Here is a 25,786-nt window from a genome sequence, read left to right as displayed (position 1 = left end):
ACCCATGCCGCTTATGCTGACTGCTCGCGAATACAACTTCGACGGCCTGGTCGGGCCGTCCCATAACTACGCCGGCCTCTCGTTCGGCAACGTCGCCTCGTTCAGCAATGTACGCAGCGCCTCGAACCCGCGCCAGGCCGCCCTGCAGGGCCTGGCCAAGATGCGCGAACTGGCTGCGCGCGGTTTCGCGCAGGCCGTGATGCCGCCGCAGGCGCGCCCCAATTTCCGCCTGCTGCGCCGCATCGGTTTTTCAGGCACCGACGCCGACGTGCTGGCGCGTGCCTTCCGCGAAGCGCCGGTGATCCTGGCCTGCGCCTATTCGGCGGCGCCGATGTGGACCGCCAACGCGGCCACCGTCAGCCCCTCGAGCGACACCGCGGACGGCCGTGTGCATTTCACGCCGGCCAACCTGAACAACAAGCTGCACCGTTCGGAAGAGCACCTGCAGGCTACCCGCACGCTGCGCGCAATCTTCAAGGATTCGAGCCGCTTCGTGGTGCACGACGCACTGCCGCCGGTGCCTGCCTTCGGTGACGAAGGCGCGGCCAATCACACCCGCTTCGCCAGCGCGCACGGCGCGGCCGGCGTCGAGTTCTTCGTGTACGGCCGCACCGAGTTCGACCCGGCGGCACCGTTCCCGAAGAAGTACCCGGCGCGCCAGACGCTGGAAGCCTCGCAGGCGGTGGCCCGCCTGCACGGCCTGGACCCGGCGCGTACCGTGTTCGCCTCGCAGAACCCGGACGTGATCGACCAGGGCGTGTTCCACAACGACGTGATCTCGGTCGGCAACGGCAACGTGCTGTTCTACCACGAGCAGGCCTTCGTCGACGAAGCGGTCACCCTGGACGCGCTGCGCCGCGCCCTGGCCGGCGTCGATACCGACCTGGTGCCGGTGCGCGTGGCCAGCGCCCAGGTGCCGGTGGCCGACGCCGTGGCCAGCTACCTGTTCAACAGCCAGCTGCTCACCAAGCCGGATGGCCGCATGGCCCTGGTGGTGCCGCACGAGTGCCGCGAGAACGGGGCGGTCGACCGCTACCTGGGCGGCATGGTCGCCGGCGGCGGCCCGATCGACGAACTGATCGAGTTCGACCTGCGCCAGAGCATGCGCAACGGCGGCGGACCGGCCTGCCTGCGCCTGCGCGTCGCCCTGACCGCGGACGAAGCGCAGGCCATGCACGGCGGCGTGATCATGAACGATGCCCTGTACGCGCTGCTGGTCGCGTGGGTCGAGAAGCACTATCGCGACCGCGTCGAGCCGAAAGACCTGGCCGACCCGCAGCTGGCCATCGAATGCGCCGCGGCGCTCGAGGAGCTGGAACGCATTCTCGGCCTGCCTGGTCTTTACGATCTGTCGTAAAGCGCCGCCGGCATGTTCTAATAACGGATTGGCGCGCCGGGAATACGGGCGCGCACGGAATTCGGACGGGAGACCCCCGTCCATATAAAGCCGGGTCGGCGCGAAGCCACAAGCAAGAGCGCGCCCCTGCACACAAACTTTGGAGAAGCAACATGAAAGACATGTCTCAAGACTTGCGTAGCCAGACGCTCGCGCTGGTGGACGCAAACCAGTCCACCGGCGCCAATGCGCAGGTGGGAGCGCTCATCAGCGCCTGGCTCGGTTCGCTCGACGACGAGGACCTGGCCGGCACCGCGCCCGAGAGCCTGGCCCCGGTGCTGTGGGAAGGATTCTCGCAGCTGGCCCAGCGCAGCGGCCCCGGCTGCCAGATCGCCACGATGCGCTATGCGGACAGCCGCGGCGGCATGGCGACTGCCCTGCTGATCCTGAACGACGACATGCCTTACCTGGTCGATTCCTTCGTCATGGCCCTGCGCAAGGAGCGCCAGAGCGCCGCCGGCGTGATGAACGCCGTGCTGCCGGTGCGCCGTGACGCGAGCGGCCTGGCAAGCGCCGTCGGCGAAGCCGGCGCACCGCTGGAATCGATCGTGCTGATCCTGATGAGCGACGAGCTCGAATTCTCCGAACTGGATGCCCTGACCGCGCGCATCCGCATGGTCGCCAACGACGCCGCCACCGTGAACCGCGACGCCGTCAAGATGGCCGACCGCTTGACCGCGGTGGCCGCGGCTGCTGCCAACGCCGGCACCCCGGAAGGCCAGGAAGTGGCCGCCTTCCTCGAGTGGGCCAAGAACGAAGGCTTCGAGCCGTTCGGCTACGCCTACTATGTGGTGAAAGAGGGCGTGCGCGAGCTCGAGCGCGACATCCCGAGCCGCATCGGCGTGCTCGCCGACACCGCCCACCCAGTCTATGGCACCTGCCTGGCGAACATCCCGGGCGACTTCGAAACCCTGTCGCGCCGTGCCGACACCCTGTCGATCGTCAAGGCCGACGTCGAGGGCACGCTGCACCGCGACCAGCCGCTCGACTTCATCGGCGTGCGCGACACCGATGCCCAGGGCAAGATCCTGGGCGAGCACTGCTTCGTCGGCCTGTTCACCCGCGCCGCCACCGCGACCCCGCTGGCGCGCCTGCCGTTCGCGCGCGGCCGCGTCGCCAAGGTGCTGTCGATCGCCGGCGTGCGCCAGGAAGGTTTCCGCGCCGAGAAGTTCGTCGAGATCCTCGAGTCGCTGCCGCGCACCGAAGCGCTGGAAGCCGATCCGGAATGGCTGGCCCAGGTGTGCAGCTCGGTCGTGTCGCTGTACAAGCAACCGCGCCCGAAGGTCTTCGCACGCCGCGACGTGTATGCGCGCCACCTGAACGTGCTGGTCTACCTGCCGCGCGAGCGCTTCAGCGCCGCCGTGGCATCGAGCCTGGCCTCGGCCCTGAAGGACAGTTCGGGCGCGCGCGACGTGCGCGTCCAGACCCTGGTGGCCGACGGCCCGCTGGCGCGCGTCTACCTGATCGCGCATGCCGCCCGCTACCCGCTCGACCTCGAAACCGACATCCAGCAGCCGCTGCTGGCGGTGCTGGATGGCTGGCATGACCGTTTCGCCGCCATGTGCAACGCGGTCGAAGACCACGCGCATCGCAGCAGCCTGCGCAAGCTCGGCGCCAACCTTCCGGTCTCGTTCGTCACCGCCACCGCGCCGGAAATCGCTTTCCGCGACCTGCAGGCGGTGCTGAAGAACGGCCAGCACGACCGCGTCAGCGTGCGCATCGAGCCGGGCGCGAGCCGCGGCACCGCGGCGCGCGACGCCTCGATTCGCCTGTACTCGGGCGAGACCGTGCCGTCGCTGTCGCGCATCCTGCCGGCCCTGCAGAACGCCGGCATCGCGGTCGACCGCGAGCAGACCTGGTCGTTCACCACCGCGGACGGCAAGCGCCACAACGTCACCGCGCTGGCCGTGGACGATGAAAGCGGCGCCAAGCTGATCAAGCCGGGCATCGCCGAGGTGGCCGAAGAGCTGTTCACCGCCCTGTTCAACGACGAGGCCGAAGACGGCCGCATGAACGGCCTGACCATCGAGGGCGGCCTGTCGGTGCGCGAAGTGCAGCTGGTGCGCGCCTACATCAGCTACTGGCGCCAGCTGGGCTCGAAGTTCTCGGTGCGCTACATGGCCGAAACCCTGCGCACCCAGCCGGCCCTGGCGATGGAATTCGTCACCGGCTTCCTGCTGCGCTTCGATCCGAAGCTCGGCGAGGCCGAGCAGGCTTCGGGCACCGCCAAGCTGGTCGCCCTGAAGGCCGGCCTGTCGAGCGTGAACCACGCCGACACCGAGGAAATCATGGCGGCCCTGGTCGACCTGGTGCTGGCCACGGTGCGCACCAACTACTTCCAGAAGCTGGAGCAAGGCTCCAGCGGTGACAAAATAATCTTCAAGGTCGACACCAGCAACCTGGCGCTGGCGCCGGAACCGCGTCCGTACCGCGAGATCTACGTGTTCTCGCGCCGCTTCGAAGGCGTGCACCTGCGCGGCGGCCCGGTCGCCCGCGGCGGCCTGCGCTGGTCGGACCGCATGGAAGACTACCGCACCGAAGTGCTGGGCCTGGTGAAGGCGCAGATGGTGAAGAACGCCGTCATCGTGCCGGCCGGTTCGAAGGGCGGCTTCGTGTGCAAGCAGATGCCGGCCAACGCCCCGCGTGAAGTGGTGGCGGCCGAGGGCGAGTCGGTATACCGCCTGTTCATCTCCAGCCTGCTGGAAGTGACCGACAACCGCTTGCGCGGCACCATCGTTCCGCCGGAGAACACCGTGCGCTACGACCAGGACGATCCGTACCTGGTGGTGGCCGCCGACAAAGGCACCGCGACCTTCTCGGACATCGCCAACAGCATCGCCGTCAAGCGCGGCTTCTGGCTGGGCGACGCCTTCGCCTCGGGCGGCTCGAACGGCTACGATCACAAGAAGATGGGCATCACCGCCAAGGGCGCGTTCGAAGCGGTCAAGCGCCACTTCTACGAACTGGGCCACGACATGAACACAACCCCGGTGACCATGGTGGGCGTGGGCGACATGTCGGGCGACGTGTTCGGCAACGGCGTGCTGCTGTCGCGCCAGCTCAAGCTGCTGGCCGCGTTCGACCACCGCCACATCTTCCTGGACCCGACCCCGGATGTCGAAGTCTCGTTCAAGGAACGCGAACGCATGTTCGCGCTCCCACGCTCCTCGTGGGAAGACTATGACAAGAGCCTGATCTCGCAGGGCGGCGGCGTGTACCCGCGCAATGCGCGCTCGATCGACCTGAGCCCGGAAGTGCGCGCCGCGCTCGACATCGCGGAAAGCTCGCTGTCGCCGGAAGAGCTGATGCACCGCATCCTGCTGGCGCCGGTGGACCTGTTCTACAACGGCGGCATCGGCACCTACATCAAGTGCTCGAGCGAGACCCACGCCCAGGTCAAGGACCGCGCCAACGACCGCATCCGCGTCGATGGCAACGAATTGCGCTGCAAGGTGGTGGCCGAGGGCGGCAACCTGGGCGCGACCCAGGCCGGCCGTATCGAGTTCGCCCTGTGCGGCGGCCGCATCTTCACCGATGCGATCGACAACTCGGCCGGCGTGGACTGCTCGGACCACGAAGTCAACATCAAGATCTGGCTGGACACCGAAGTCAACGCCGGTGAGCTGACGGAAGAAGACCGTAACCGCGTGCTGAACGATATGACCGGCGCGGTCGAAGACCTGGTCCTGCGCGACAACACGCTGCAGACCCACCTCCTGACCCGCGAAGCGCAGGCGCAGGCCACCGCTTCGGTGGTGGACGGCTATGCCGCCCTGATCACCAACCTGGAATCGGAAGGCGCCGTCTCGCGCGAGCTGGAACAGCTGCCGACCGATGCCGAGCTTGCCCGCCGCAAGGCACTCGGCCTGGGCCTGAGCGCACCGGAACTGGCGGTCGTCGTCGCCAACGTGAAGAACCGCTTCAAGCGCACCCTGGCGGCGCTCGATCTCACCAAGGAGGTCTGGGCCGAATCGCTGCTGCGTCCGTACTTCCCGGCGCAGCTGGTCGCTACCCGCGATCCGCTGAACCACCCGCTGGCCAATGCCATCCTGGCCACCGTGCTGGCCAACGAGGCGGTCAACCGCTGCGGTCCGCTGATGCTGCGCGACCTGGCTGCCGAGCACCGCGTCGACGAAACCGAAGTGGTCAAGGCCTGGGCGCGCGCCTGGTCGGCGCTGCACCTGGCGCCGGTGTTCGATGCCCTCGACGCCGACGCGCTGAAGGTGCCGCGTGACGTCTCGATGGCGGTCGATGCGCGCACCCGTTCGCTGCTGCGCGCCGTGATCGAAGGCGTGCTGTCGCTCCCGAGCGGCACCGACGGCATGGCCGAGCTGTCGACCTTGTTCGCCCAGGCCGACCAGCTCCGCGTCTTGAGCCCGGCCCGTTCGGAAGCGGACGGTCACAGCGGCCTGCCGGCGCCCTTCAACGCGGCCTGGAAAGCGGTCGAGACCATCGAGTCGCTGGCCACCTTCCTGTTCGCGGCGGTTTCGGTGCAGCGTCCGGGCGGCATGAGCCTGGCCCAGTTCCTGCAGGTCGGCATGGCCCTGCGCCAGCAGGCCGGCATCGACATGCTGGAGCGCGGCCTGAAGCTGCCGGCGCAGAGCAAGGCGCAGGAACAGCTGCGCAACTACGCGATGCAGGCCCTGCGCCGCACCCAGCAGCGCCTGCTGCTGCAAGTGATCGAGCGTGCCGGCCAGGGCGTCGACCCGCTCGCAGCTGTCGAGGAAGTGACCAAGGCGCGTGGCCTGACCGGCTTCGCACAGCCGGTCGAGCTCGAGCAGGCCATGCTGGACGTCTGGGCGCTGTCGGAAGGCTCCAGCCCGGAACGCCTGGCGGCATAAGCAGATGAGCGCGGACGCCAACAAGGGTAACAGCGCTGCGCTGCCGGAGGCGGTGCGTGCGCTGGCCGAAGCCGATTTCGGCGCGGTCGCGCAGCGCTTCGCACAGGCCGGCTTCGCGGTCGGCCTGCCGGCGCCCGGCATCCTCACCGTGAAGGGCGCCGCAGCCGACGTGCAGCGCCCGAGCGTGCTGGTGTCGGTGGGCGTGCACGGCGACGAGACCGGGCCGATCGAGATGCTGGCCTGGCTCATCGAAGCCCTGTCGCGCACTCCGGAGGCGCTGGCGGTGGACCTGATGCTCTGCGTCGGGAACATCGACGCGATCGCCGCCGGCAAGCGCTTCATCGACGCCGACCTGAACCGCATGTTCCGTGCGGACAGGGGGGCGCTGGCCACGGCCGCCGAAGCGGGGCGGGCCGATGCGCTGATTGCTGCCACCTGCGCCTTCTTCGACGGGGCGGGGCCGCAGCGCTGGCACCTCGACCTGCACACGGCCATCCGGCCCTCGCACTATCCGATGTTCGCGATCGTGCCCGAGATCATTGCCGATGCACCGCGCAAGGTCTTGCTCGACTGGCTGGGGCAGGCGGCGATCGGCGCCGTCATCATGAACCCGAAATCGGTGGGCACCTACAGCTACTACTCGGCGGAGCACCATGGCGCCGCCGGCAGCACGGTGGAGCTGGGGCGGGTCGGTACGCTGGGGCAGAACGACCTGTCGCAGTTCGCCGATGCCTCCAGCGCGCTGGACCGTCTGCTGCGTGGCCTGCCCGGCCTGCCGGCCAAGGCGGCGCCGCACGTGTTCGCCACCGCGCGGCAAGTGATCAAGCTGTCGGATGCATTCAGCATGTCGGTCGGGCGCGAGACCTGGAACTTCACGTCGATGAAGAAGGGGGAGGTGATCGCGACCGATGGCGAGACCGTGTACCGCGTGGAGCATGACGAGGAACTGGTCGTGTTTCCGAATCCGGATGTGCGGATCGGCTTGCGTGCGGGCCTGATGGTCACGCGGATCGGCTGAGCAGATACACCGGGGGAGCATTGCTCCCCCTTTTTTTCAGGCAAGCCCGCAGCACCGAAACCGCCACCAAGCTAGACTGACGCCTTTGCGCAAAGCGGAGGCCGCATGAGCAGCATGCTTTTTTCCCCAGCCAACCTGGGTCCCCTGCACGTCCCCAACCGTATCGTCATCGCCCCGATGTGCCAGTATTCGAGCATCGACGGCCTGCCGACCGACTGGCACACCATCCACCTCGGTAACCTGGCGCTGTCCGGCGCCGGCCTGCTCATCATCGAAGCCACGGCCGTCACGCCCGAGGGACGCATTTCCCCGGACGACCTGGGCCTGTGGTCCGACCTCCACCAGCAAGCGCTGGCGCCGGTGATCCGCGCCATACGTCGCTATTCCCCCATCAAAATCGCGATCCAGCTGGCCCACGCCGGCCGCAAGGCCTCGACCGCGGTCCCATGGGAAGGCGGCGCCCAGATCGCGCCGGACCAGGCGCGCGGCTGGCAGACCCTTGCGCCGTCGGGCCTGGCGCACACCGAAGGCGATGTGCCGCCGCTGGCGCTCGACGCGCAAGGCCTGGCGCGCGTCAGGCAGGGTTTCGTGGATGCCGCCCGCCGCGCGCATGCACTGGGCCTGGACGGCATCGAGCTGCATGCGGCCCATGGCTACCTGATGCACCAGTTCCTGTCGCCGCTGTCGAACACGCGCGACGACGACTACGGCGGCTCGTTGGAAAACCGCATGCGCTTCCCGCTCGAGGTCGTCGATGCGGTGCGCGCCGCCGTGCCGCGCGAGATGGCGGTGGGCGTGCGCATCTCGGCCACCGACTGGGTCGAGGGCGGCTGGGAGATCGAACAGAGCCTGCGCTTCGCAGCCGCGCTCAAGGAGCGCGGCTGCGACTTCATCCACGTTTCCAGCGGCGGCCTGTCGCCACTGCAGCAGATTCCCCTCAAGCCGGGCTACCAGGTCGATTTCGCCGAGCGCATCAAGCGCGCCACCGGCATGCCGACCATCGGCGTGGGCCTGATCACCGAGGCCCGGCATGCGGAAAGCATCCTGCAGCAGGGCCAGGCCGACTTCATCGGCATGGCGCGCGCCATGTTGTACGACCCGCGCTGGCCCTGGCATGCGGCGGCGCAGCTGGGCGAGCAGGTGTTCGCGCCGCCGCAGTACTGGCGTTCGCAGCCGCGTGAACACAAGGATTTGTTCTCCTCCTCACGCGTCTGACGACGCCCAGGCGCAGCTCAGCCGGCGTTTCTTGCAGCCTGTCGCACGCCGCGCGCGGCGCGACAGGAGGGTTGTTAGAGTCATATCCGTCAACAACCACGAAGGAAACACCATGCGTTCGCTTATCGCCCTTGCCACCATCGCCGCCGTCGCCTCCCTGGGCGGCTGCGCCATCATCGTGTCGCCCAACGACGGCGACGTGCGCATGCATACGGTATTCAGCGACAGCACGGTCGAGGGCGACGGCGTGGCCGCGCGCGACCAGCGCCAGGTGGCGGCGCTCGGCGAACTGGACGTGAGCGGCTCGATGCAGGTCGAGGTGCGCGTCGGCCCGGCGCCCTCGCTGCTGGTCGAAAGCGACGCCAACCTGCTGCCCTACATCCGTACCGAGACGCGCGGCAATACGCTGCAGATTTCCAACGAGCGCCACCTGCGCAGCAAGACGCCGGTGCGCATCGTCTACACCACGCCGCGCCTGAGCGAAGTGCGGGCCTCGGGTTCCGGCCAGGTGTTCGTGCGCGACCTGAACGGCGCGCCGCTGGAAGTGCGCAAGAGCGGTTCCGGACGGGTAGCGCTGGCCGGGAAGGTCGACAGCCTGCATGCGCGCGTGAGCGGCTCGGGCGTGCTCGACGCGGGCGAGCTGCGCAGCGCCAGTGCGGATCTCGGCCTGTCGGGTTCGGGCCGCGTGCACATCGGCGAGATTCGCGGCGACTATGCGCGCGTGAGCGTGGCCGGTTCCGGCGTGCTGCAGGCGGCGGGCGCGGTGCGCTCGCTGAATGCCCGCGTCGCCGGTTCGGGCAGCCTGGACCTGGCGGCGCTGTCGACCCAGGACGCCGACCTGGCGGCCGACGGTTCGGGCGGCATCCGCGCCACCGTGAAGCAATCGCTGGTCGCGCACGGCGGCGGTTCGGGCGGGATCCGGGTGTACGGCCATCCGGCGCAGCGCAGCGTCACGGGGCGTAACGTGCATCTGCTGGATTGATGTTGTAGGGCGGTCGGGTCTCCCGACCGCGCGTTCAACTATCGGATGCGTCGATGCACAGCATGCACTGCTTGAACGCGTGGGCGGCAAAGCCGCCCACCCTACGCGTTGTGGTGCTTGAAATTACAGCAGGTTGTCCAGCAGGTCCGGACCGAACACCTCGCGGTGCAGGCGGGCCGCCGGCGCGCCTGCCGCCAGCAGGGCGTTCCACTGGGCCTGCATGAAGGGCAGCGGTCCGCACAGGTAGACATCGGTCTCGCCGCGCGGCCACGAGGGCAGGCGCTCGAGGTCCATTTTTCCCTTCAGGGCGTCGGCTGCTTCCCCGTCTTCGTAGAAGGTCACCACGTGCAGGTACGGCATGCGCGCCCTGGCGGCGGCGATATCGGCCTGGTGCGCATGGTGCGCCTCGTTGCGTGCGGCGTGGGCGAAGATCACGCGGCGCTCGGGATTGACCGTCGCGATGCGGTTGAGCGCCGCGATCATCGGCGTGATGCCGACGCCCGCCGACAGCAGCACGACCGGTTCGTTCGACTCGGTATCGGGCAGGAAGTCGCCGAACGGATGGGTCACGTTCAGCACGTCGCCCACGTTCACGTGATTGTGCAGCCAGGTCGACACCTCCCCGGGCGCCGCCACGCTGTTGCCATCTTCGCGCTTGACCGAAATGCGCATGCTGTCCTTGCCGTTGGCGTCCGACAGGCTGTACTGGCGCAGTTGGCGGCGGCCGTCCTTGAAATCGACCGCCACGCTCACGTACTGGCCGGCCTTGAAGGGCGGCAGGGCGCCGCCGTCCAGCGGGACAAGGCGGATCGAGATCACGTTGTCGCTCTCGCGCACCACTTCCGTCACGCGCATCGCGCGGGTCTCGCCCGGCCGCACGCCGGCTTCCTCGTACATCTTCGCTTCCGCATCGATCAGCAGGCGGGCCAGCGAGGTATAGGCCTCTTCCCATGCCTTGAGCAGTGGCTCGGTGGCGGCATCGCCCAGCACGGTCTTGATCGCGCCCAGCAGGTGGTGGCCGACGATCGGGTAATGGTCGGCACGGATGCCCACCGAGGCGTGCTTGTGCACGATACGGCCCACCACGGGACCGAGCGCGGCGGCGTTGCCGATATTGGCGGCATACGCGAACACCGCCGAGGCCAGCGACTGTTGCTGCACGCCGCTGGTCTGGTTACCCATGTTGAACAGGTTCTTCAGCTCCGGATGGGCTTCGAACATGCTGCGGTAGAAGGTGGTGGTGATGGTCAGGCCGTGTTCGCGCAGGACGGGAACGGAAGCGTCGATGTAGGGACGGGAAGCGCTCGAGATCATGTTGGTTCCTTATGGATGCCGCTTATAGATGCCGCTTATAGATGCATAAATAATGCATGTTTAAAGCCAAAAAAATGGTCCGGACTGGCAGGTGGATGGGTGCGGACGCCGCCATTCTATCAAAAGATGCTGAGTAAATGCATCTTTGGGCAAACAATTTTATTGAGCGTACGCAAAACCCCTATAATCGCTGGTTTGACTGGTTTTGATCAGTAACTAAGAAATTGGTAACCACGCAAGCTGCCAATGTGAGACAAACCGCGCCGCGCAAGGCTGCGCCACCAAAGGACATGCCGTGAATCTGACCCTGGGCCAAAAGCTGATTCGTACCAAACAGGCTGAACGCCATCGTGAAGGCGAACACACGGGAGGGGGCCTGCAGCGTTCGCTCGGCCTGTTCCCGCTGACGATGATCGGCGTCGGCGCCACCATCGGCACCGGCATCTTCTTTACGATGGTCGAGGCGGTACCGAAGGCGGGTCCGGCCGTGGTCCTTTCCTTCCTGCTGGCCGCGCTCACCGCCGGCCTGACCGCGCTGTGCTACGCCGAACTGGCGGGCCGGGTGCCGGCCGCCGGTTCCTCGTATTCCTTCGCCTATGCGACCGTCGGCGAGTTCGCCGCCTTCATCGTGGCCGCCTGCCTGCTGCTCGAATACGGCCTGGCCGGCAGCGCCGTGGCGATCGGCTGGTCGGACTACCTGAACAACTTCCTGGTAAACGCCTTCGGCTGGGAGATTCCGGCCCACCTGCGCTCGCCGATGTTCGTATCCGATCACCATAACGTCCACTTCAGTCCGGGCAATTTCAACCTGCCGCCGGTGATCCTGGTGGCGATGTGCTGCCTGCTCCTGATCCGCGGCACCAAGGAATCGGCGACCACCAATGCCATCATGGTGCTGATCAAGCTGGCGATCCTGATCTTCTTCGCGGTGATCGCCTTCACCGGCTTCGATGCCGCCAACTTCACGCCTTTCTTCAACCCTGACCGGGAGAGCGGCTATGTGGGCATGGCCGGCGTGACCGCCGCCGCCGGCACCGTGTTCTTCTCCTTTATCGGCATCGACACCATCGCCACCGCCGGCGAGGAAACCAACAACCCGCGCCGCAACGTGCCGCTCGGGATCCTGGCAGCGCTGGTGATCGTCACCGCCTTCTACCTGCTGGTGGCGGTGGCCGCGGTCGGCGCCCAGCCTTCGCACATGTTCGCGGGGCAGGAGGCCGGCCTGGCGGTGATCCTGCAGAACGTGAGCGGCAAGGCCTGGCCGGCGCTGGTGCTGTCGCTCGGCGCCGTGGTGTCGGTGTTCTCGGTGACCCTGGTGACCATCTACGGCCAGACGCGCATCCTGTACGCGATCAGCCGCGACGGCCTGATCCCGAAGACCTTCCAGAAGGTGAACCAGCGCACCCTGGCCCCGGTCAGCAATACCATCATCGTCTGCCTGGTGGTGGGCGCGGTGGCCGGCCTGGTCGATTCGACCTTCTTGTGGGACATGGTGAGCATGGGCACGCTGACCGCCTTCATCGTGGTCTCGATCGCGGTGCCGGTGATCCGCGCCAAGCAGGGCCACGGCGAGCCGGGCGCCTTCCGCGTCCCTTTCGGCCCCTACGTGATCCCGGGCCTGTCGGTGCTGGCCTGCCTGTACATCATGAAGGACCTGTCGCCGGCCACCTTCCGCGTATTCTTCATCTGGATGGGCGTGGCGGTGGCGACCTACTTCCTGTACAGCGTGCGTCACAGCCGCCTGAACAAGGCGCAGTAAGCAGGGGTGGTGGTGGAGAATTTCGAACGGCGGCGCGACCGCTTCGCGCTGTTCGACGGCATGGACAGCGCGGCGGTCAACATCTGCTTCCCGCTCGCGCTGCCGGATTTCCGGCCCTGGTGCAAGGAGCAGGGCCTGGCGCCGTTCCACGTGCTCTTGTGCGCCGTGCTGCGCGCGGTGCTCGAGGTGGAGAATTTCCGCTACCGCGTCCTCGACGGCGAGGTGATCCGCATCGACCGCCTGATTCCGTCCTTCACGGTGGTCAACCAGCACCATGACCTGAACTTCGCCCAGTTCGACTGGAGCGACGATGTGCGCGAGTTCGTCGCGCGCGGCATCGCGGCGCGCGAAGCGGCCAGCAGCATGGCGGCGCTGAACATGGCGTATGCCGCCCGCACGCCGCTGCAGGCCAAGGAGCAGGTCTTTGTCACCTGCATCCCCTGGCTGGCCTTCACGGCGATCCAGCATCCGAGCGCCTCGCTGGCGCAGCCGGACATCCCATCCTTCGCCTGGGGCAAGTTCCGCGACGCCGGGAGCGGCCGCCTGGAGCTGCCGTTCTCGGTGCAGGCGCACCACGGCTTTGTCGACGGCTTCCACATCCACCGGCTGGCCGAGCAGATCGCGGCCGAGCTGGAAGCGATCATGCGCAGTCTCACTTCACCAGCGGCCTGACCACCTCGAGCAGGCTGACGAGAAGCTTGCCCGGTTCTTCCCAGGGAATCATGTGCGCCGAGCGTTCGAACCAGACGATGCGCTTGTAGGGCGCGTCCACCTTCTCCATCCAGGCCACCGTGGGCGCGGCCGGCGTGGTGTAGTCGTGCCGCCCCAGGAACATCACGACCGGGATCGGGAAGCGCTTCACGCCTGAAAAATCGACTTCGAGGAATTCCGGCAGTACGCGGCCCAGCGTCAGCACGCTGCCCTGGTCGATGTCCTTCACCTGGGCCGGCGTGTAGTCGGGCGAGAGCAGGGGGCCGCGGAAGAAGTAGGCCGACTCGCCGCGGAAGGCCGACAGGCCGCCGTAGTATTGCGGCCACTTGCGCGCGATGATGATGCGTTCGCGCGTGATCGGCTGCCCGCCCGGGTAGGGCGCGATCGAGGCCATCTCCTTGACCGCTTCGGCATTGTTCTCGCGCCTGGCGCGCTCGAAGGCATAGTCGAAGCTGATGCGCTCGTTCTCGCGCATGTTCAGCACCTGGCCGATGCCCACGTAGGCATGGAACAGGTCGGGACGCTTGAGCGCTGCGCGCATGCCGATGATGGTGCCCCAGCTGTGGCCCATCAGGATCAGCTTGCGCTTGCCGTAGCGCGCCTGCAGGTGCTCGGCCACCTCGATCGCGTCATCGACGTAGCGCGCGATGCGGATGGTGTCGGCCACCTTGTCGGGATCGGTCTCGCCGTAGCTCTTGCCGGCGCCGCGCTGGTCCCAGTTCGCCACGGTGAAGTATTCCTCGATCGGGCGCTGGAACTGCCACATGGTCGGCGTCACGGGCGACGCCGGGCCGCCGTGCACGAACAGGATCATGGGATTGTCGCGGTCCTGGCCACGCACGTTCAGCCACTGCTCGACCCCGCCGATGCGGGTCTTGTACGACTCCTGCACGCCGCTCGGCGCGCTGATGCGGCCCAGGTCTGCGACGATGGCGCGCGCCTTCGCATACGGGTCGGGCGCATCCTGCGCCAGGGTGCATGCCGAGGCCGAGGCCAGCAGCGCACCGATCAACAGCCAGATTTTCTTCATAGGTGCTCCTTTCCTGTCGATGGAAGGAGCATAGCGCCGCATCTGCATGCCTGCATCCGGCGCGCGACGGACTGCAGGATCGGCGGCACGAACGGCGCCGGCCATCCGGGAAAAGAAAAGCCACGCGGCCTTGCGGCGGCGTGGCTTCTTTATTCCGGCCCCGCCGGTGCCGGGAGAACGTTTATTGCACGTTCATTTCCTTCAGCAGGTTGTCCGCCTTGTCCACGTGTTTCATGTTCCACAGGATGTAGCGGATGTCGACCTGGATGTCGCGGGTCATGGCCTTGTTGAAGTCCCAGTCCGAGATGATCGAGTCCAGGGTGCCGTCGAAGGCCAGGCCGATCAGCTCGGCCTTCGAGTTCAGCGCGGCCGAACCCGAGTTGCCGCCGGTGATGTCCAGCGTCGCCAGGTAGTTGACCGGCACGGTCTTCAGCTTCGGATCGACGTACTTGCCGAAGTCCTTGGCCTTGATCGCGGCCAGCTGGGCATCCGGCGCATCGAACTCGCCTTCGCCGGTGTGCTTGGCCACCACGCCCTTGACGGTGGTGAACGCGGTCCAGCCTTCGGTGCCGTCGGCGCCGACGTCACGGCCGGCGATCTTGCCGAAGGTCGCGCGCAGGGTGCCGTTGGCATCCGGATAGACGGCCTGGCCCTTGCTGTTCATGAAGGCGATCTTGGCCTTCATGTAGTTCGCGTAAGCCTGCTGGATCTTGCCGGCCAGTTCTTCTTCCTGGGCTTCTTCGCGCATGGCGGCGTCGTACATGGCGACCGCAGCCTTGATGAAGCTGTCGTCCGAGGCCTGGAATTCGGCCGGCGACTTCGTCAGCCACGCAGTGCGCGCTTCCTTGTTGGCCAGCTTCGAACCGGCGTAGATGCGGTCCAGCGCGGCCTTCAGCTCGGCATCAGTCATGCCCGGCTTGATGCCCAGGGCGGCGTCGAAGGCGGCGTCATGCTCGCTGGACGGTTGCGCGTTGTACTTGGTCAGGAAGTTCAGCACCAGCGCCTTGTCGACCTTTTCGTCGTAGGTGCGGTCCTGGCCGGCGATGATCGAGTTCCAGCGCGGCAGGTCGCGTTCCTGGTAGCCCGACTTGCGCTCGGCGTCCGGCTTGGTGCGCTCGTTGGCCAGGCGGTACAGCGAACGTGCCGAGGACAGGAACTTCGGCTGGGAGTAGCCCAGGAAGAATTCCTTCTTGGCATTGGCGTCGCGCTCGGCGATCAGTTTCTCGGCCGCTTCGATGTCGGCGGCGTATTGCGCCTTGCGCGCCGGATCCGCGTTGACCCAGGCCTTCAGGGCATTGTGTTCGGCGGTCTTGCGCTGCAGGAAGTCGCTGTTCGCGTACGACGTCAGCATGCCCTTGCGGTTTTTGTAGTAGTTGTTGACGCCGGCAATCTGGCCGGCATACTTCAGCCTGGCAGCCGGATCGTTCTTGGTCTCACGCTCGATGATCGCCAGGACTTCGCCCGATGCCTGCACGAAGGCCGGGTAGTTCCAGGTGAAGGTCGACGCCACTTCGGATGGCAGGCGGTGGCGGTTGGTGCGGCCCGGGTAGCCCAGCACCATGATGAAATCGCCTTCCTTCGAGCCTTCGGTGGCGATCTTCAGGTGGTGTTTCGGCTGGTAGGGCACGTTGTCCTTGGAGAACTCGGCAGCCTTGCCGTCCTTGCTCACGTAGGCGCGGTAGAAACCGTAGTCGCCGGTGTGGCGCGGCCACATCCAGTTGTCGGTGTCGCCGCCGAACTTGCCGACGCCGGCCGGCGGCGCGTGCACCAGGCGCACGTCACGGATTTCGAGCTGCTTCAGGCGATAGAACTCCAGTCCGCCGTAGTAGCTGGCCACGGTGCAGCGGTAGCCGGCTTCCTGTTCGCATGCGGCCACCAGCTTCTTCTGGTTCTTCTCGATGGCGTCGATGCGTGCCTTGCCGTTCAGCTTGGCCACTTCCGGGGTGATGACCTGGTTGGTGACGTTCGCCACTTCCTCGGTCACGTAGACGCGGCTGCCCGGCGCGGCCGGCAGCTCGTCGCCCATGGTCTTGGCCAGGAAACCGTTGGCGAGCAGGTCGCGTTCCGGGGTCGAGTTGACCGCCACGCTGTTGTACACGCAGTGGTGGTTGGTGACGACCAGGCCCTGCGGCGAGACGAACGAGGCCGAGCAGCCGCCCAGGCTCACGATCGCGCCCATCGGGAATTCGGTCAGCTTGGTCAGGGACGCCGGGTCCAGCTTGAGGCCGGCGGCTTTCAGTTGCTTGGCTACTTGTGGCAGCTGCTGCGGCATCCACATGCCTTCGTCCGCTTGTGCGGCGAAGCTGGTCAGGATGGCCAGCGAGAGGAGGGTCTTTTTCATTCGCGTCTGTCTGGTTGGGATGGGAACTCATGGGCTCCGCGGAGCATCCATGAGTATCCGTAATCCACATGTGCATCGTCAACCACTATTTCGCCCTGCCAAAGGATTGTTTTGCCTTTACGACCTTGTCTGGCAGCTTGTTCTTAGAGTTGGGCACCGACCAACGAGGCCATTTTGGTGGTGAAGCGCTGCCACCATGAGCGCTCCCGGAATTCCGCCTTCGTCACCCGGTTCGCATGCCGCCAGTCATCCTCGAAGATCGCCGTCTGTTCGCGTGCGAAGCCCGCATGCAGGACGTTGAGGTTGGCTTCGTCGTTGATGCTGAACGAGCGGTTGTCGAAGTTGGTCGATCCCACCGACACCAGCAGATTGTCGACGATCAGCGCCTTCACGTGGTACATCGTGGGCTGGTATTCGGCAAGCTGCACGCCGGCGGCCAGCAGTTCGCCCCAGCGCTCGCGCGAGGCCGCCTTGACCAGGTCCGAGTCGATATGCTTGCCCGGCATCAGGATACGCACGCGCACGCCGCGCTTGGCCGCGGCGATCAGGGTGCGGATGGTGAGGTCGTCGGGCACGAAGTAGGCGGCCGACAGGTCGATGGCGTGGCGCGCCGCGGTGATCGCCATCAGGTACATCAGGTGCATCGATTCCGCGCCGCCGGTCGGCGAGCTGGAGAACATCTGGGCCGGCATGTCCCCGACCGGTTCAAGGGCCGGAAAATAGTCGGCACCGTCCAGCACGGTACCGGTCGCCTTGGTCCAGTTATCGTTGAACACAGCCTGCACCTGGCCGACCACCGGGCCCTGGATGCGGAAATGCGTGTCGCGCCAGTGATCCTGGTCCTGGGCGTTGCCGCGCCATTGGTCGGCGATCCCGACGCCGCCGGTGAAACCGATCTTGCCGTCGATCACCAGCAGTTTGCGGTGGGTACGGTTGTTCAGTCGCGCCAGCTTCCACCAGACCGGCTTATGGTAGCGCTGCACCTGCACGCCGGCCTGCTTCATGGCGTCGATCTGCGCGAGGCCAAGCTTGATGCTGCCCATGAAATCCAGCATCACATGGACCTTGACGCCGGCACGGGCACGCTCGATCAAGGCTTCGGTGAATTCGCGTCCGATGCTGCCGGACCAGTAGATATAGGTTTCGAAAGTAATCGATTTCTCGGCCGAGCGGATCGCGTCCAGCATGGCTGGGAAGATCTGGTCCCCGTTGAGCAGCACATCTACCTTGTTGCCTTCGAGGATGGGCGGGCCAAGCAGGACGCCGAGCGAGCGACGGAACTGCGGGTCGTTGGTGTCGTACTGCCGTGTCAGGCGGCTTTCGATCTGCGTTTCGCCTGGCATGAAGTTGAGCACGAATATGCCGGCGACCAGCGTGAGTGCGGCCGTGACCAGGATCGTCCAGAATCGTTTTGGTGTCATGATGAATTGCAGGCGTAAAAAAACCAACGCACGAAGCGTTGGTTTTTAGAAAGAGCTTTTCACTGCAGATTAACGGACACGGCCGCGACGCAGCAGGTTCACGATAGCCAGCAGGATGACAGCACCCAGGAACGAGACCAGCAGCGACGAAACGCTGAAGTCGTCCGAGTTGATGGTACCCGAGCCGAACAGCGGCGACAGGAGCCAGCCGCCCAGGAAGGCGCCGACAATACCAACCACGACATTGAGAATCATGCCCTGCTCAGCGTCGGTTTTCATGACCATGCTGGCGAGCCAGCCCAGAATGCCACCGACAACGATCCAAATGATGAACAACATGGTGTACCTCCTTCAAGTGTAAGAAAACATACCCCCAGGCCGATGAATTGCCGTGGCCATGGAGAAAAGTCTAGAGACCAGTCCCCTTCAGGTCGGTGCGGCAACGAACGTTAGACGGCGAATCTGCAAGCCCGTTCTTGTCCGCCGTACGGCTGAGCGAAAAGAAACGGATAGAGTGCGTCAGCGAACAGAAGAGGTCTGGTGCGGCGCATAAGGTTTCAACACTTGCAATACCAATTCCCGTTTGCAGGACCAAGCACCTGAACCTTCTGAAAGGATTCGCCATGAGTAACTACGATTCGAATAACAACCAGAGCCGCACCCAGAATTCCCGCATGGTCACGGGCCTGTTCCCTGACCGCGCCAGTGCAGAACGTGCCTACTCCTCGATCTCGACCCGTGGTTACGGCAAGGACGACGTCAACCTGATGATGTCGGACGAGGCCCGCAAGACCCACTTCAAGGACACCGACACCGAACTGGGCAGCAAAGCCGCCGAAGGCGCCGGCATCGGTGCCGGCATCGGCGGCACCATCGGCGCCGTGCTGGCAGGTATTGCCGCCGTCGGCACCACCCTCGTACTGCCGGGCGTTGGCCTGGTGGTGGCCGGCCCGCTGGCCGCGGCCCTGGCCGGCGCCGGCGCCGGCGGCATCACCGGCGGCCTGATCGGCGCACTGATCGGCGCCGGTATTCCGGAAGAGCGTGCCGCGCACTACGAAGAAGGCATCAAGCGCGGCGGCATCGTGATGGGCGTGCACGCACGTTCGGACGAAGACGCACGCCACATCGAACAATCGTTCACCGACAATGGCGGTAGCCACGTGATCGGCGCCGGCATCGGCGCCGCCGGCGGCGCGGTCGCCGGCGCGGCCATCGGTTCGGCAGCCGGTCCGATCGGCACCGTGGCGGGCGCCGCCATCGGCGCGGTCACCGGCGGCATGGCCGGCAAGGGCGTGGGCGAAGTCGTCAACCCGAAAGCGGGCGACGACCTGTCGGAACACTACCTGGCCAAGGGCGTCGGCTCGAGCGGCGGTGCCGCGGTCGGCGCCATCGCAGGCGCGGCGGCCGGCCCGATCGGCATGGCTGCCGGTGCGGTGGTGGGCGGCCTGGCGGGCGGCGCAGCCGGCCGCGGCGCGGGCGAAGTCGTGAACCCGAAAGGCAATGACGACCTGAACGACCATCACCTGGCACAAGGCGTCGGCGGCGCCGGCGGCGCGGCCGTGGGTGCGGCGGCAGGCTCGGTGGCCGGCCCGATCGGCACCGCCGCAGGCGCCGTGATCGGCGGCCTGGCCGGCGGCGCGGCTGGCCAGGGCACGGGCGAAGTCGTCAACCCGAAACGCGACGACGAACTGCGTGACCACCACCTGGCGACCGGTGCCGGCGCCGGCGCCGGCGCCGCTGTCGGCGGTGCGGCCCTCGGTGGCGCGGTGGGCGGCCCGATCGGTGCGGTGGCAGGGGCCGGCATCGGCGCGGCCATCGGCGGCATGGCCGGCAAGGGCGTGGCCAAGATGGTCAACCCGCAAGAGGAAGACGCCCACTGGCGCGGTCAGTACCAGACCCAGCCGTATTACACCCCGGGCTACACCTACGACGACTATGCACCGGCCTACGCGCTGGGCTACAACTCGGCAGGCCGCTATCCGGGTAGCTACGACATGCACGAGCAGGACCTGTCGAGCGAGTGGGAGCGTACCAAGGGCACGTCGCGCCTGAACTGGGACCAGGCCAAGCACGCCTCGCGCGCCGCATGGCACAAGGTCGAGCGCGCCATCCCGGGTGACGCGGACCACGACGGCCGCTAAGCAGCGGTTCTCGTAGAACGAAAAAAGCCTCGGTGCTGCACCGAGGCTTTTTCTTTGGTGAAACGGATTACTGCTTGACCGCTTCCACCTGGATCGCCAGCTTCACTTCCGGCGAGAAGCGCGGCAGGCCGTAGTTGATGCCGAAGTCGCTGCGCTGGAAGCTGCCGCTCACGTCGGCGCCGCACACCTCGCGCTTGAGCATCGGGTGGTCGATGCACTTGAACTTGCTGATGTTCAGGGTCAGCGGCTTGGTCACGCCATGCAGGGTCAGCTCGCCTTCGGCCGCGGTCGGGACGTCGCCGGTGAACTTGATCGACTTCGACTTGAAGGTCGCGGTCGGGAATTGGGCGGCGTCGAAGATGTCCGGCGATTTGGCGTGCGCATTCATCTTGTCGTGGCCGAAGTCGATGCTGTCGATGTCCACGGTGATGTCGAGGGTGCCGGTCTTGGCCTTGCGGTCCAGGGTGACGGTGCCTTCGGTCTTGTTGAACTTGCCGCGCCAGACCGAGATGCCCATGTGGTCGGCTTCGAAGCTCGGGTAGGTGTGGTTCGGTTCGATCTTGTAGGTGTCGGCGGCGAAGGCGATGCCGGCGCCAAGGGTGCTCGAAGCGGCCAGGGCCGTGATCAGGTGCTTGATTTTCATGGATTTTTCCTTGCGTGTGTTGAAGTGCTTGTGACCTTGATGCGGGGGCCGCGCTTATTGGGCTGCAACGCGGAATTTAATGACGACTTCATCGGCGACCATGCTGGTGTCCTTCCACTCGCCTTCGCCGATGTTGAAGGCCAGCCGCTTGATCGGCAGCTGCCCTTCGAATACCTGTTTGCCGCCTTCGGTCTTCACGCTCAGCGGGAAGCGCACGTCGGCGCTGCGGCCTTTGATGCTCAGCTTGCCTTTGACGTCCAGCTTGCCCGGGCCGGCCGGGGCGATGGCCGTGGACACGAACGTCGCCTTCGGGAACTGGGCGGCGTTGAACCATTCCTTCTTGGCGACTTCCTTGTTGTATTCCGGGTCGCCCAGGTCGAAGCTGGCGGTCTGGATCTCGACGCTGGCCTTCGAGGCGGCCGGCCTGGCGGCGTCGTAGTCGATCTGCGCGCTGAATGCCTTGAACTTCGCCTCGACCGGCACGCCCATCTGCTTGAACGTGGCCGTCACGCTGCTTCTTGCGGGGTCGGTCTTCAGCACTGCGGCGCCGGCGAGGGCGCTGGCCAGCGCGGAGGCCAGCAGCAGGCCCTTGATTGTCTTCATGAGAACTCCTAACGGGTAGAAAAAGGCAGCATGCGCGCCATCACGCCGTCACGGTCGACGAGCAGGTGCTTGAACGCGGCCGCCACGTGCAGGCCGACCAGCCCGGCCAGCAGCATGTTGAGCCAGTAGTGGATGTCCTTCAGTACCGGCTTGAGAGCAGGATCGGGCCCGATCAGCACCGGCAGCTCGAGCACGCCGAACCAGACGATCGGATAGCCGCTCGCCAGGCTGTAGAGGTAGCCCGACAGGGGCACCGCGAACATCAGGAAGTACAGCAGCCAGTGCAGGCCGTGCGCCGCACCGCGCTGCCAGGCCGGCATGCTGTCGGCGTAGGCGGGCGGGTGGCGCAGCAGCCGCCACAGCAGGCGCAGGGCGGCCAGCAGCAGCACGCTGACGCCGGCCCATTTATGCCAGTTGAAATACTTCAGCTTGGTCGGCGTGATGCCGGGGATGTCGGTCATCACCCACCCGAGCGTGAAGGTGCCGACGATCAGCAGCGCGAGCAGCCAGTGCAGCACGATGGCCGGGGTGGTGTAGCGTTGCATAAAGATGATTATGTTGGAAAGTTGTACGTGTTAGAACTAACTATACCAGTCTTTACTTCATGCTGCTGCCCGCCGATATTTTCGCTGGGTACACTAGCACGGATTGCAAAACATGCACAGCAGGCGGCGGCGGAATGTAAAATCGCCTCAACAGAACATTTAGCAGAAATAACTGGCGAAACCATATGGTGCCAGTACGCAAAAGATGATCGTCAACCACACTATGCCGTGTCCTTCCATTTTCACGCTCAGGGTCCTGGTGGCCGCCTGCGTGGCGCTGTCGCCGGCCATGCCGGCGCTTGCCGAGGAGCGCGACCTCCAGCCTGAGCAGCTGGTCGACCTGTCGATCGAAGAACTGGCCAACATTCCGGTGCTGTCGGTGTCCAAGCGCCCCGAGCGGCTGCAGGACGCCGCCGCGGCCGTGTTCGTCATCACGGCGGACGACATCCGCCGCTCCGGCGCCACGACCCTGCCGGGCGTGTTGCGCCGGGCGCCCAACCTGCATGTGGCGCGGCTCAGCAGCTACGCCTATTCGATCAGCGCACGCGGCATGAACCAGAGCGGCAACAGCCTCTCGAACAAATTGCTGGTGCTGATCGACGGCCGTTCGGTGTACACCCCGCTGTTTTCCGGCGTCTTCTGGGATGCCCAGGACGTCCTGCTCGAAGACATCGAGCGCATCGAGGTGATCAGCGGCCCGGGAGGCGTGCTGTGGGGCCTGAACGCCGTCAACGGCGTCATCAACATCACCACGCGTTCGGCGCGCGCCACCCAGGGCACGCTGGCCGTGATGCAGGCCGCGACCGACGGCGCCATGGCCGGCTTCCGTCATGGCGGCAGCACGGCGAGCGGCATCGCCTGGCGCGCCTTCGGCAAGACCACCTACCGGGAGGACAGCGAACTGGCGAGCGGCGCACCGGTCGACGACGGCTACCGCCGCACCCTGCTGGGCGTGCGCGCCGATTGGGAGCGTGGCGGCGACCGCTACAGCCTCATCGGCAACGCGTATCGCGGCCGCTTCGGCCAGCCCGCGCCAGGCGAGATTACCGGGCCAAGCAGGCCGGCGGCGCTGGGCGGCGTGCGTTCGGACGGCGTCAACCTCAGTGTGCGCTGGGACCGCGCGCTCGACGCGGGCGGCAGCCTGATGGCCCAGGCGTATATCGACCATACGCTGCGGCGCGCCGACCCGTTCTTCGGCGAGCGCCTGACCACGACCGACCTGCAGTTCCAGCACACGCTGGCCCCGGCCGGCCGGCACAACATCGTCTGGGGCGCGAATTACCGTTCCAGCCGCGACCGGGTCGACAACAGCGAGTTTGCCGCCTTCCTGCCGGCGCACGTCACGCAGCAGTGGGCCAGCCTGTTCATGCAGGACGAGATCGCGCTGGCGCAGGACTGGCGCCTGGCCCTGGGCAGCCGCCTCGAGTACAACGAGTACACCCGCCTCGAATGGCTGCCGAGTGCGCGCCTGTCGTGGCGCCTGTCGCCGCGCCACGCGCTGTGGGCGGCGGCCTCGCGCACGGTACGCGCACCCTCCCGGCTCGATGCCGATGCCTTCCTGCCGGGACGCGCTCCCTACCTGCTGCGTGGCGGACCGCGTGTGCGCGGCGAAGTGTCGCAGGTGTTCGAGCTGGGCTACCGTGGCCAGCCGATCGCGCCGCTTTCGTATTCGGTCACGCTGTTCCATCACGATTACGATCACCTGCGCACCACCGAATTCGATCCGACGCGCAGCTTCATCACCTTCGACAGCCTGATGGAAGGACGTTCGAGCGGCATCGAGGCCTGGGGCAGCTTGCAGGTGATGCCGCGCTGGCGCCTGTCCGCGGGCTGGACGGCGATGCACCAGAAGCTGCGCCTCAAGCCCGGCAGCACCGACGTCAACGCGACGCTGGCGGCGGCGCGCGACCCGGCGCACACCGCGCAACTGCGTTCGCTGTACAACATCGACGACCGCCGCGACCTGGAAGTGAGCGTGCGCAAGGTGGCCGGCAAGTCCGCGCCGGACGTGCCTTCCTACACGGCGCTCGACGCGCGCCTGGGCTGGCGCGTCCGGCCGGGGCTGGAGCTGTCGGTGACCGGCGAGAACCTCACCGGCGGGCATGGAGAGTACGGGACGATCGTGTACCGCGCCGAGGTCGAGCGGCGGGTGGGCGTGAAGCTGATGTGGGAGTATTGAGACGCGTGTAATGCGCGTTTTGCGTAGGATGGGCGGGTCTCCCGCCCGCGCGTTCGCGTCAACCTGATGCTGCCTGCGCGGCCGTTCTTGCGCTGCTTGAACGCGCGGACGGCGAAGCCGTCCACCCTAGGATCAGATGGCCTTGGCCAGTTCGGCGGCCAGGCCGGTGTAGTTCGCCGGCGTCATTTGCAGCAGCAGCTCCTTGGCTTCCTGCGGGATCGCCAGCTTGCCGATGAACTCCTGCAGCGCGTCGCGGGTGATGCCCTTGCCGCGGGTGAGTTCCTTGAGCTGTTCGTACGGGTTCTCGATGCCGTAGCGGCGCATCACGGTCTGCACCGGCTCGGCCAGCACTTCCCAGCTCGCATCCAGGTCCTGCTCCAGGCGCGCCGCGTTCACTTCCAGCTTGTTCAGGCCGCGCAGGCAGCTGTCGTAGGCCAGCAGCGCGTAGCCGAAGCCGACGCCGATGTTGCGCAGCACGGTCGAATCGGTCAGGTCGCGCTGCATGCGCGAGACCGGCAGCTTCTCGGCCATGTGGCGCAGCACCGCGTTGGCCAGGCCCAGGTTGCCTTCCGAGTTCTCGAAGTCGATCGGGTTGACCTTGTGCGGCATGGTCGACGAACCGATCTCGCCGGCGCGCAGTTTCTGCTTGAAGTAACCCAGCGAGACGTAGGTCCAGATGTCACGGTTCAGGTCGAGCAGGATGGTGTTGGCGCGCGCGATGGCGTCGAACATCTCGGCCATGTAGTCGTGCGGCTCGATCTGGATGGTGTACGGGTTGAACACCAGGCCGAGGCGCTGCTCGATGACCTCTTTCGAGAACGCCGGCCAGTCGAAGCCCGGGTAGGCCGCTAGGTGCGCATTGTAGTTGCCGACCGCGCCGTTCATCTTGCCGAGGATCTCGACGTCGGCGATGCGCTTGACGGCGCGCTGCAGACGCGCGACCACGTTGGCGAATTCCTTGCCGAGGGTGGTCGGGCTGGCGGTCTGGCCGTGGGTGCGCGACAGCATCGGCAGCGCCGCGTTGGTGTGGGCGATCTCGGTCAGCCTGGCGATGATGCCCTGCAGGGCCGGCAGCATCACGCCATCGCGCGCGGCCTTGAGCATCATGCCGTGCGAGGTGTTGTTGATGTCTTCCGAGGTGCAGCCGAAGTGGATGAATTCGCTCGCCGCCACCAGTTCCGGCACGTCCTTCACCTGCTCCTTGAGCCAGTATTCCACCGCCTTGACGTCATGGTTGGTGACCGCCTCGATCTCCTTGATGCGCGCTGCCTCGGCATCGCCGAAGTTCGCGGCCATGCGCTCGAGGTGAGCATTCGCTTCGGTCGAGAACGGCTTGATCTCGGGGAAGCCGGCCTGCGACAGGGCCTGCAGCCAGGCGATTTCGACCTTCACGCGGTGGTGCATGAAGCCCGCTTCGGACAGGATCGGGCGCAGCTTGTCGGTTTTCGGCGCGTAGCGGCCATCCAGCGGGGACAGGGCCGACAGGGCAGCCGACTGGGTAGAGGAGGGGACGGTAGAGGTCATGGCGGGCGGTCCGTGCAAAAACGCGGATTTTACCATCGGCCGGGTCGTCCGGCCTTGCGCGCGCTGTCCCGCGCCCCGAGCGGAAAGCCATTTCGGCGCAGACAAGCGCCGAAATGGCGATGC

18 protein-coding genes and 1 pseudogene are annotated in these 25,786 nt (G+C 66.4%); 10 read left to right on the top strand and 9 right to left on the bottom strand.

Annotated features, from left to right (window positions below; genetic code table 11):
- Positions 1-13 precede the first annotated feature (13 nt).
- The 5 genes from astB to IM543_22810 all read left to right on the top strand — a co-directional run bounded on the left by astB (position 14) and on the right by IM543_22810 (position 9,452).
- Positions 14-1,357: an N-succinylarginine dihydrolase gene (astB, locus tag IM543_22830; protein ID QOY94278.1), complete on the top strand. Its 1,344-nt coding sequence runs from the start codon at positions 14-16 to the stop codon at positions 1,355-1,357.
- A 152-nt stretch (positions 1,358-1,509) separates the two neighbouring features.
- Positions 1,510-6,237, top strand: a complete 4,728-nt coding sequence (locus tag IM543_22825) for an NAD-glutamate dehydrogenase (protein ID QOY94277.1) — start codon at positions 1,510-1,512, stop codon at positions 6,235-6,237.
- Between the two features lie 4 nt (positions 6,238-6,241).
- The gene (locus IM543_22820; GenBank protein ID QOY94276.1) at positions 6,242-7,255 is read left to right on the top strand and encodes a succinylglutamate desuccinylase; all 1,014 of its coding nucleotides are present in this window, start codon (positions 6,242-6,244) and stop codon (positions 7,253-7,255) included.
- A gap of 105 nt (positions 7,256-7,360) precedes the next feature.
- Positions 7,361-8,470, top strand: coding sequence for an NADH:flavin oxidoreductase/NADH oxidase (locus IM543_22815; protein QOY94275.1), 1,110 nt, complete (start codon positions 7,361-7,363; stop codon positions 8,468-8,470).
- A gap of 112 nt (positions 8,471-8,582) precedes the next feature.
- Entirely contained in the window at positions 8,583-9,452 is an 870-nt protein-coding gene (locus tag IM543_22810; protein ID QOY94274.1) for a DUF2807 domain-containing protein, read from the top strand.
- Between the two features lie 123 nt (positions 9,453-9,575).
- Here IM543_22810 and hmpA read toward each other — a convergent pair whose 3' ends face one another.
- Positions 9,576-10,766 (bottom strand): NO-inducible flavohemoprotein, encoded by a 1,191-nt coding sequence (gene hmpA, locus IM543_22805; GenBank protein ID QOY94273.1) that lies wholly within the window; start codon positions 10,764-10,766, stop codon positions 9,576-9,578.
- A gap of 295 nt (positions 10,767-11,061) precedes the next feature.
- On the opposite strand from hmpA, the gene IM543_22800 reads away from it, so the two are divergent.
- Together IM543_22800 and IM543_22795 are read left to right on the top strand one after the other, a co-directional pair.
- On the top strand, positions 11,062-12,525 hold the full coding sequence (locus IM543_22800) for an amino acid permease (protein QOY94272.1): 1,464 nt from the start codon (positions 11,062-11,064) through the stop codon (positions 12,523-12,525).
- A 12-nt stretch (positions 12,526-12,537) separates the two neighbouring features.
- Positions 12,538-13,197 (top strand): hypothetical protein, encoded by a 660-nt coding sequence (locus IM543_22795; protein ID QOY94271.1) that lies wholly within the window; start codon positions 12,538-12,540, stop codon positions 13,195-13,197.
- Here the strand turns inward: IM543_22795 and IM543_22790 are convergent.
- The 4 genes from IM543_22790 to IM543_22775 all read right to left on the bottom strand — a co-directional run bounded on the left by IM543_22790 (position 13,178) and on the right by IM543_22775 (position 18,367).
- Positions 13,178-14,266 (bottom strand): alpha/beta hydrolase, encoded by a 1,089-nt coding sequence (locus tag IM543_22790; protein ID QOY94270.1) that lies wholly within the window; start codon positions 14,264-14,266, stop codon positions 13,178-13,180. The two genes, IM543_22795 and IM543_22790, sit on opposite strands and share 20 nt — an antisense overlap.
- Positions 14,267-14,447: 181 nt before the next feature.
- Entirely contained in the window at positions 14,448-16,607 is a 2,160-nt protein-coding gene (locus IM543_22785; GenBank protein ID QOY94269.1) for a S46 family peptidase, read from the bottom strand.
- A gap of 143 nt (positions 16,608-16,750) precedes the next feature.
- Positions 16,751-18,028: a cardiolipin synthase gene (gene cls / locus IM543_22780; protein QOY94268.1), complete on the bottom strand. Its 1,278-nt coding sequence runs from the start codon at positions 18,026-18,028 to the stop codon at positions 16,751-16,753.
- Between the two features lie 69 nt (positions 18,029-18,097).
- Positions 18,098-18,367, bottom strand: coding sequence for a GlsB/YeaQ/YmgE family stress response membrane protein (locus IM543_22775; GenBank protein ID QOY94267.1), 270 nt, complete (start codon positions 18,365-18,367; stop codon positions 18,098-18,100).
- A 284-nt stretch (positions 18,368-18,651) separates the two neighbouring features.
- Here IM543_22775 and IM543_22770 point away from each other — a divergent pair.
- Both IM543_22770 and IM543_22765 read left to right on the top strand, forming a co-directional pair.
- Positions 18,652-19,167 (top strand): annotated as a pseudogene (locus IM543_22770) (hypothetical protein).
- 486 nt (positions 19,168-19,653) lie between these two features.
- Positions 19,654-20,169, top strand: coding sequence for a hypothetical protein (locus tag IM543_22765; protein ID QOY96826.1), 516 nt, complete (start codon positions 19,654-19,656; stop codon positions 20,167-20,169).
- A 67-nt stretch (positions 20,170-20,236) separates the two neighbouring features.
- On the opposite strand, the gene IM543_22760 is transcribed toward IM543_22765, so the two are convergent.
- The 3 genes from IM543_22760 to IM543_22750 are packed head-to-tail and all read right to left on the bottom strand — an operon-like array spanning position 20,237 to position 21,960.
- Positions 20,237-20,812, bottom strand: a complete 576-nt coding sequence (locus IM543_22760; protein ID QOY94266.1) for a polyisoprenoid-binding protein — start codon at positions 20,810-20,812, stop codon at positions 20,237-20,239.
- Positions 20,813-20,866: 54 nt separating this feature from the next.
- A complete protein-coding gene (locus IM543_22755; GenBank protein ID QOY94265.1) occupies positions 20,867-21,415 on the bottom strand; it encodes a YceI family protein in 549 nt (182 codons plus the stop codon).
- Between the two features lie 8 nt (positions 21,416-21,423).
- A complete protein-coding gene (locus tag IM543_22750; protein ID QOY94264.1) occupies positions 21,424-21,960 on the bottom strand; it encodes a cytochrome b in 537 nt (178 codons plus the stop codon).
- A 223-nt stretch (positions 21,961-22,183) separates the two neighbouring features.
- Between IM543_22750 and IM543_22745 the strand changes: the two genes are divergently transcribed.
- Positions 22,184-24,139, top strand: a complete 1,956-nt coding sequence (locus IM543_22745; protein ID QOY94263.1) for a TonB-dependent receptor — start codon at positions 22,184-22,186, stop codon at positions 24,137-24,139.
- A gap of 132 nt (positions 24,140-24,271) precedes the next feature.
- On the opposite strand, the gene purB is transcribed toward IM543_22745, so the two are convergent.
- Positions 24,272-25,663, bottom strand: coding sequence for an adenylosuccinate lyase (purB, locus tag IM543_22740; GenBank protein ID QOY94262.1), 1,392 nt, complete (start codon positions 25,661-25,663; stop codon positions 24,272-24,274).
- Between the last annotated feature and the right edge of the window lie 123 nt (positions 25,664-25,786).

The organism is Massilia sp. UMI-21 (assembly GCA_015277795.1).
GTDB lineage: Bacteria > Pseudomonadota > Gammaproteobacteria > Burkholderiales > Burkholderiaceae_D > Telluria.
Note: the sequence above shows the minus strand (reverse complement) of the source record. Positions and strands in the feature narration are given on the sequence as shown.

What these genes read in the sequence shown, in the direction of transcription:
- astB (QOY94278.1), top strand. Translation starts at nt 14, where the DNA reads ATGCTGACTGCTCGCGAATACAACTTCGACGGCCTGGTCGGGCCGTCC.
- IM543_22825 (QOY94277.1), top strand. Translation starts at nt 1,510, where the DNA reads ATGAAAGACATGTCTCAAGACTTGCGTAGCCAGACGCTCGCGCTGGTG.
- IM543_22820 (QOY94276.1), top strand. Translation starts at nt 6,242, where the DNA reads ATGAGCGCGGACGCCAACAAGGGTAACAGCGCTGCGCTGCCGGAGGCG.
- IM543_22815 (QOY94275.1), top strand. Translation starts at nt 7,361, where the DNA reads ATGAGCAGCATGCTTTTTTCCCCAGCCAACCTGGGTCCCCTGCACGTC.
- IM543_22810 (QOY94274.1), top strand. Translation starts at nt 8,583, where the DNA reads ATGCGTTCGCTTATCGCCCTTGCCACCATCGCCGCCGTCGCCTCCCTG.
- hmpA (QOY94273.1), bottom strand. Translation starts at nt 10,766, where the DNA reads ATGATCTCGAGCGCTTCCCGTCCCTACATCGACGCTTCCGTTCCCGTC.
- IM543_22790 (QOY94270.1), bottom strand. Translation starts at nt 14,266, where the DNA reads ATGAAGAAAATCTGGCTGTTGATCGGTGCGCTGCTGGCCTCGGCCTCG.
- IM543_22785 (QOY94269.1), bottom strand. Translation starts at nt 16,607, where the DNA reads ATGAAAAAGACCCTCCTCTCGCTGGCCATCCTGACCAGCTTCGCCGCA.
- cls (QOY94268.1), bottom strand. Translation starts at nt 18,028, where the DNA reads ATGACACCAAAACGATTCTGGACGATCCTGGTCACGGCCGCACTCACG.
- IM543_22775 (QOY94267.1), bottom strand. Translation starts at nt 18,367, where the DNA reads ATGTTGTTCATCATTTGGATCGTTGTCGGTGGCATTCTGGGCTGGCTC.
- IM543_22760 (QOY94266.1), bottom strand. Translation starts at nt 20,812, where the DNA reads ATGAAAATCAAGCACCTGATCACGGCCCTGGCCGCTTCGAGCACCCTT.
- IM543_22755 (QOY94265.1), bottom strand. Translation starts at nt 21,415, where the DNA reads ATGAAGACAATCAAGGGCCTGCTGCTGGCCTCCGCGCTGGCCAGCGCC.
- IM543_22750 (QOY94264.1), bottom strand. Translation starts at nt 21,960, where the DNA reads ATGCAACGCTACACCACCCCGGCCATCGTGCTGCACTGGCTGCTCGCG.
- IM543_22745 (QOY94263.1), top strand. Translation starts at nt 22,184, where the DNA reads ATGCCGTGTCCTTCCATTTTCACGCTCAGGGTCCTGGTGGCCGCCTGC.
- purB (QOY94262.1), bottom strand. Translation starts at nt 25,663, where the DNA reads ATGACCTCTACCGTCCCCTCCTCTACCCAGTCGGCTGCCCTGTCGGCC.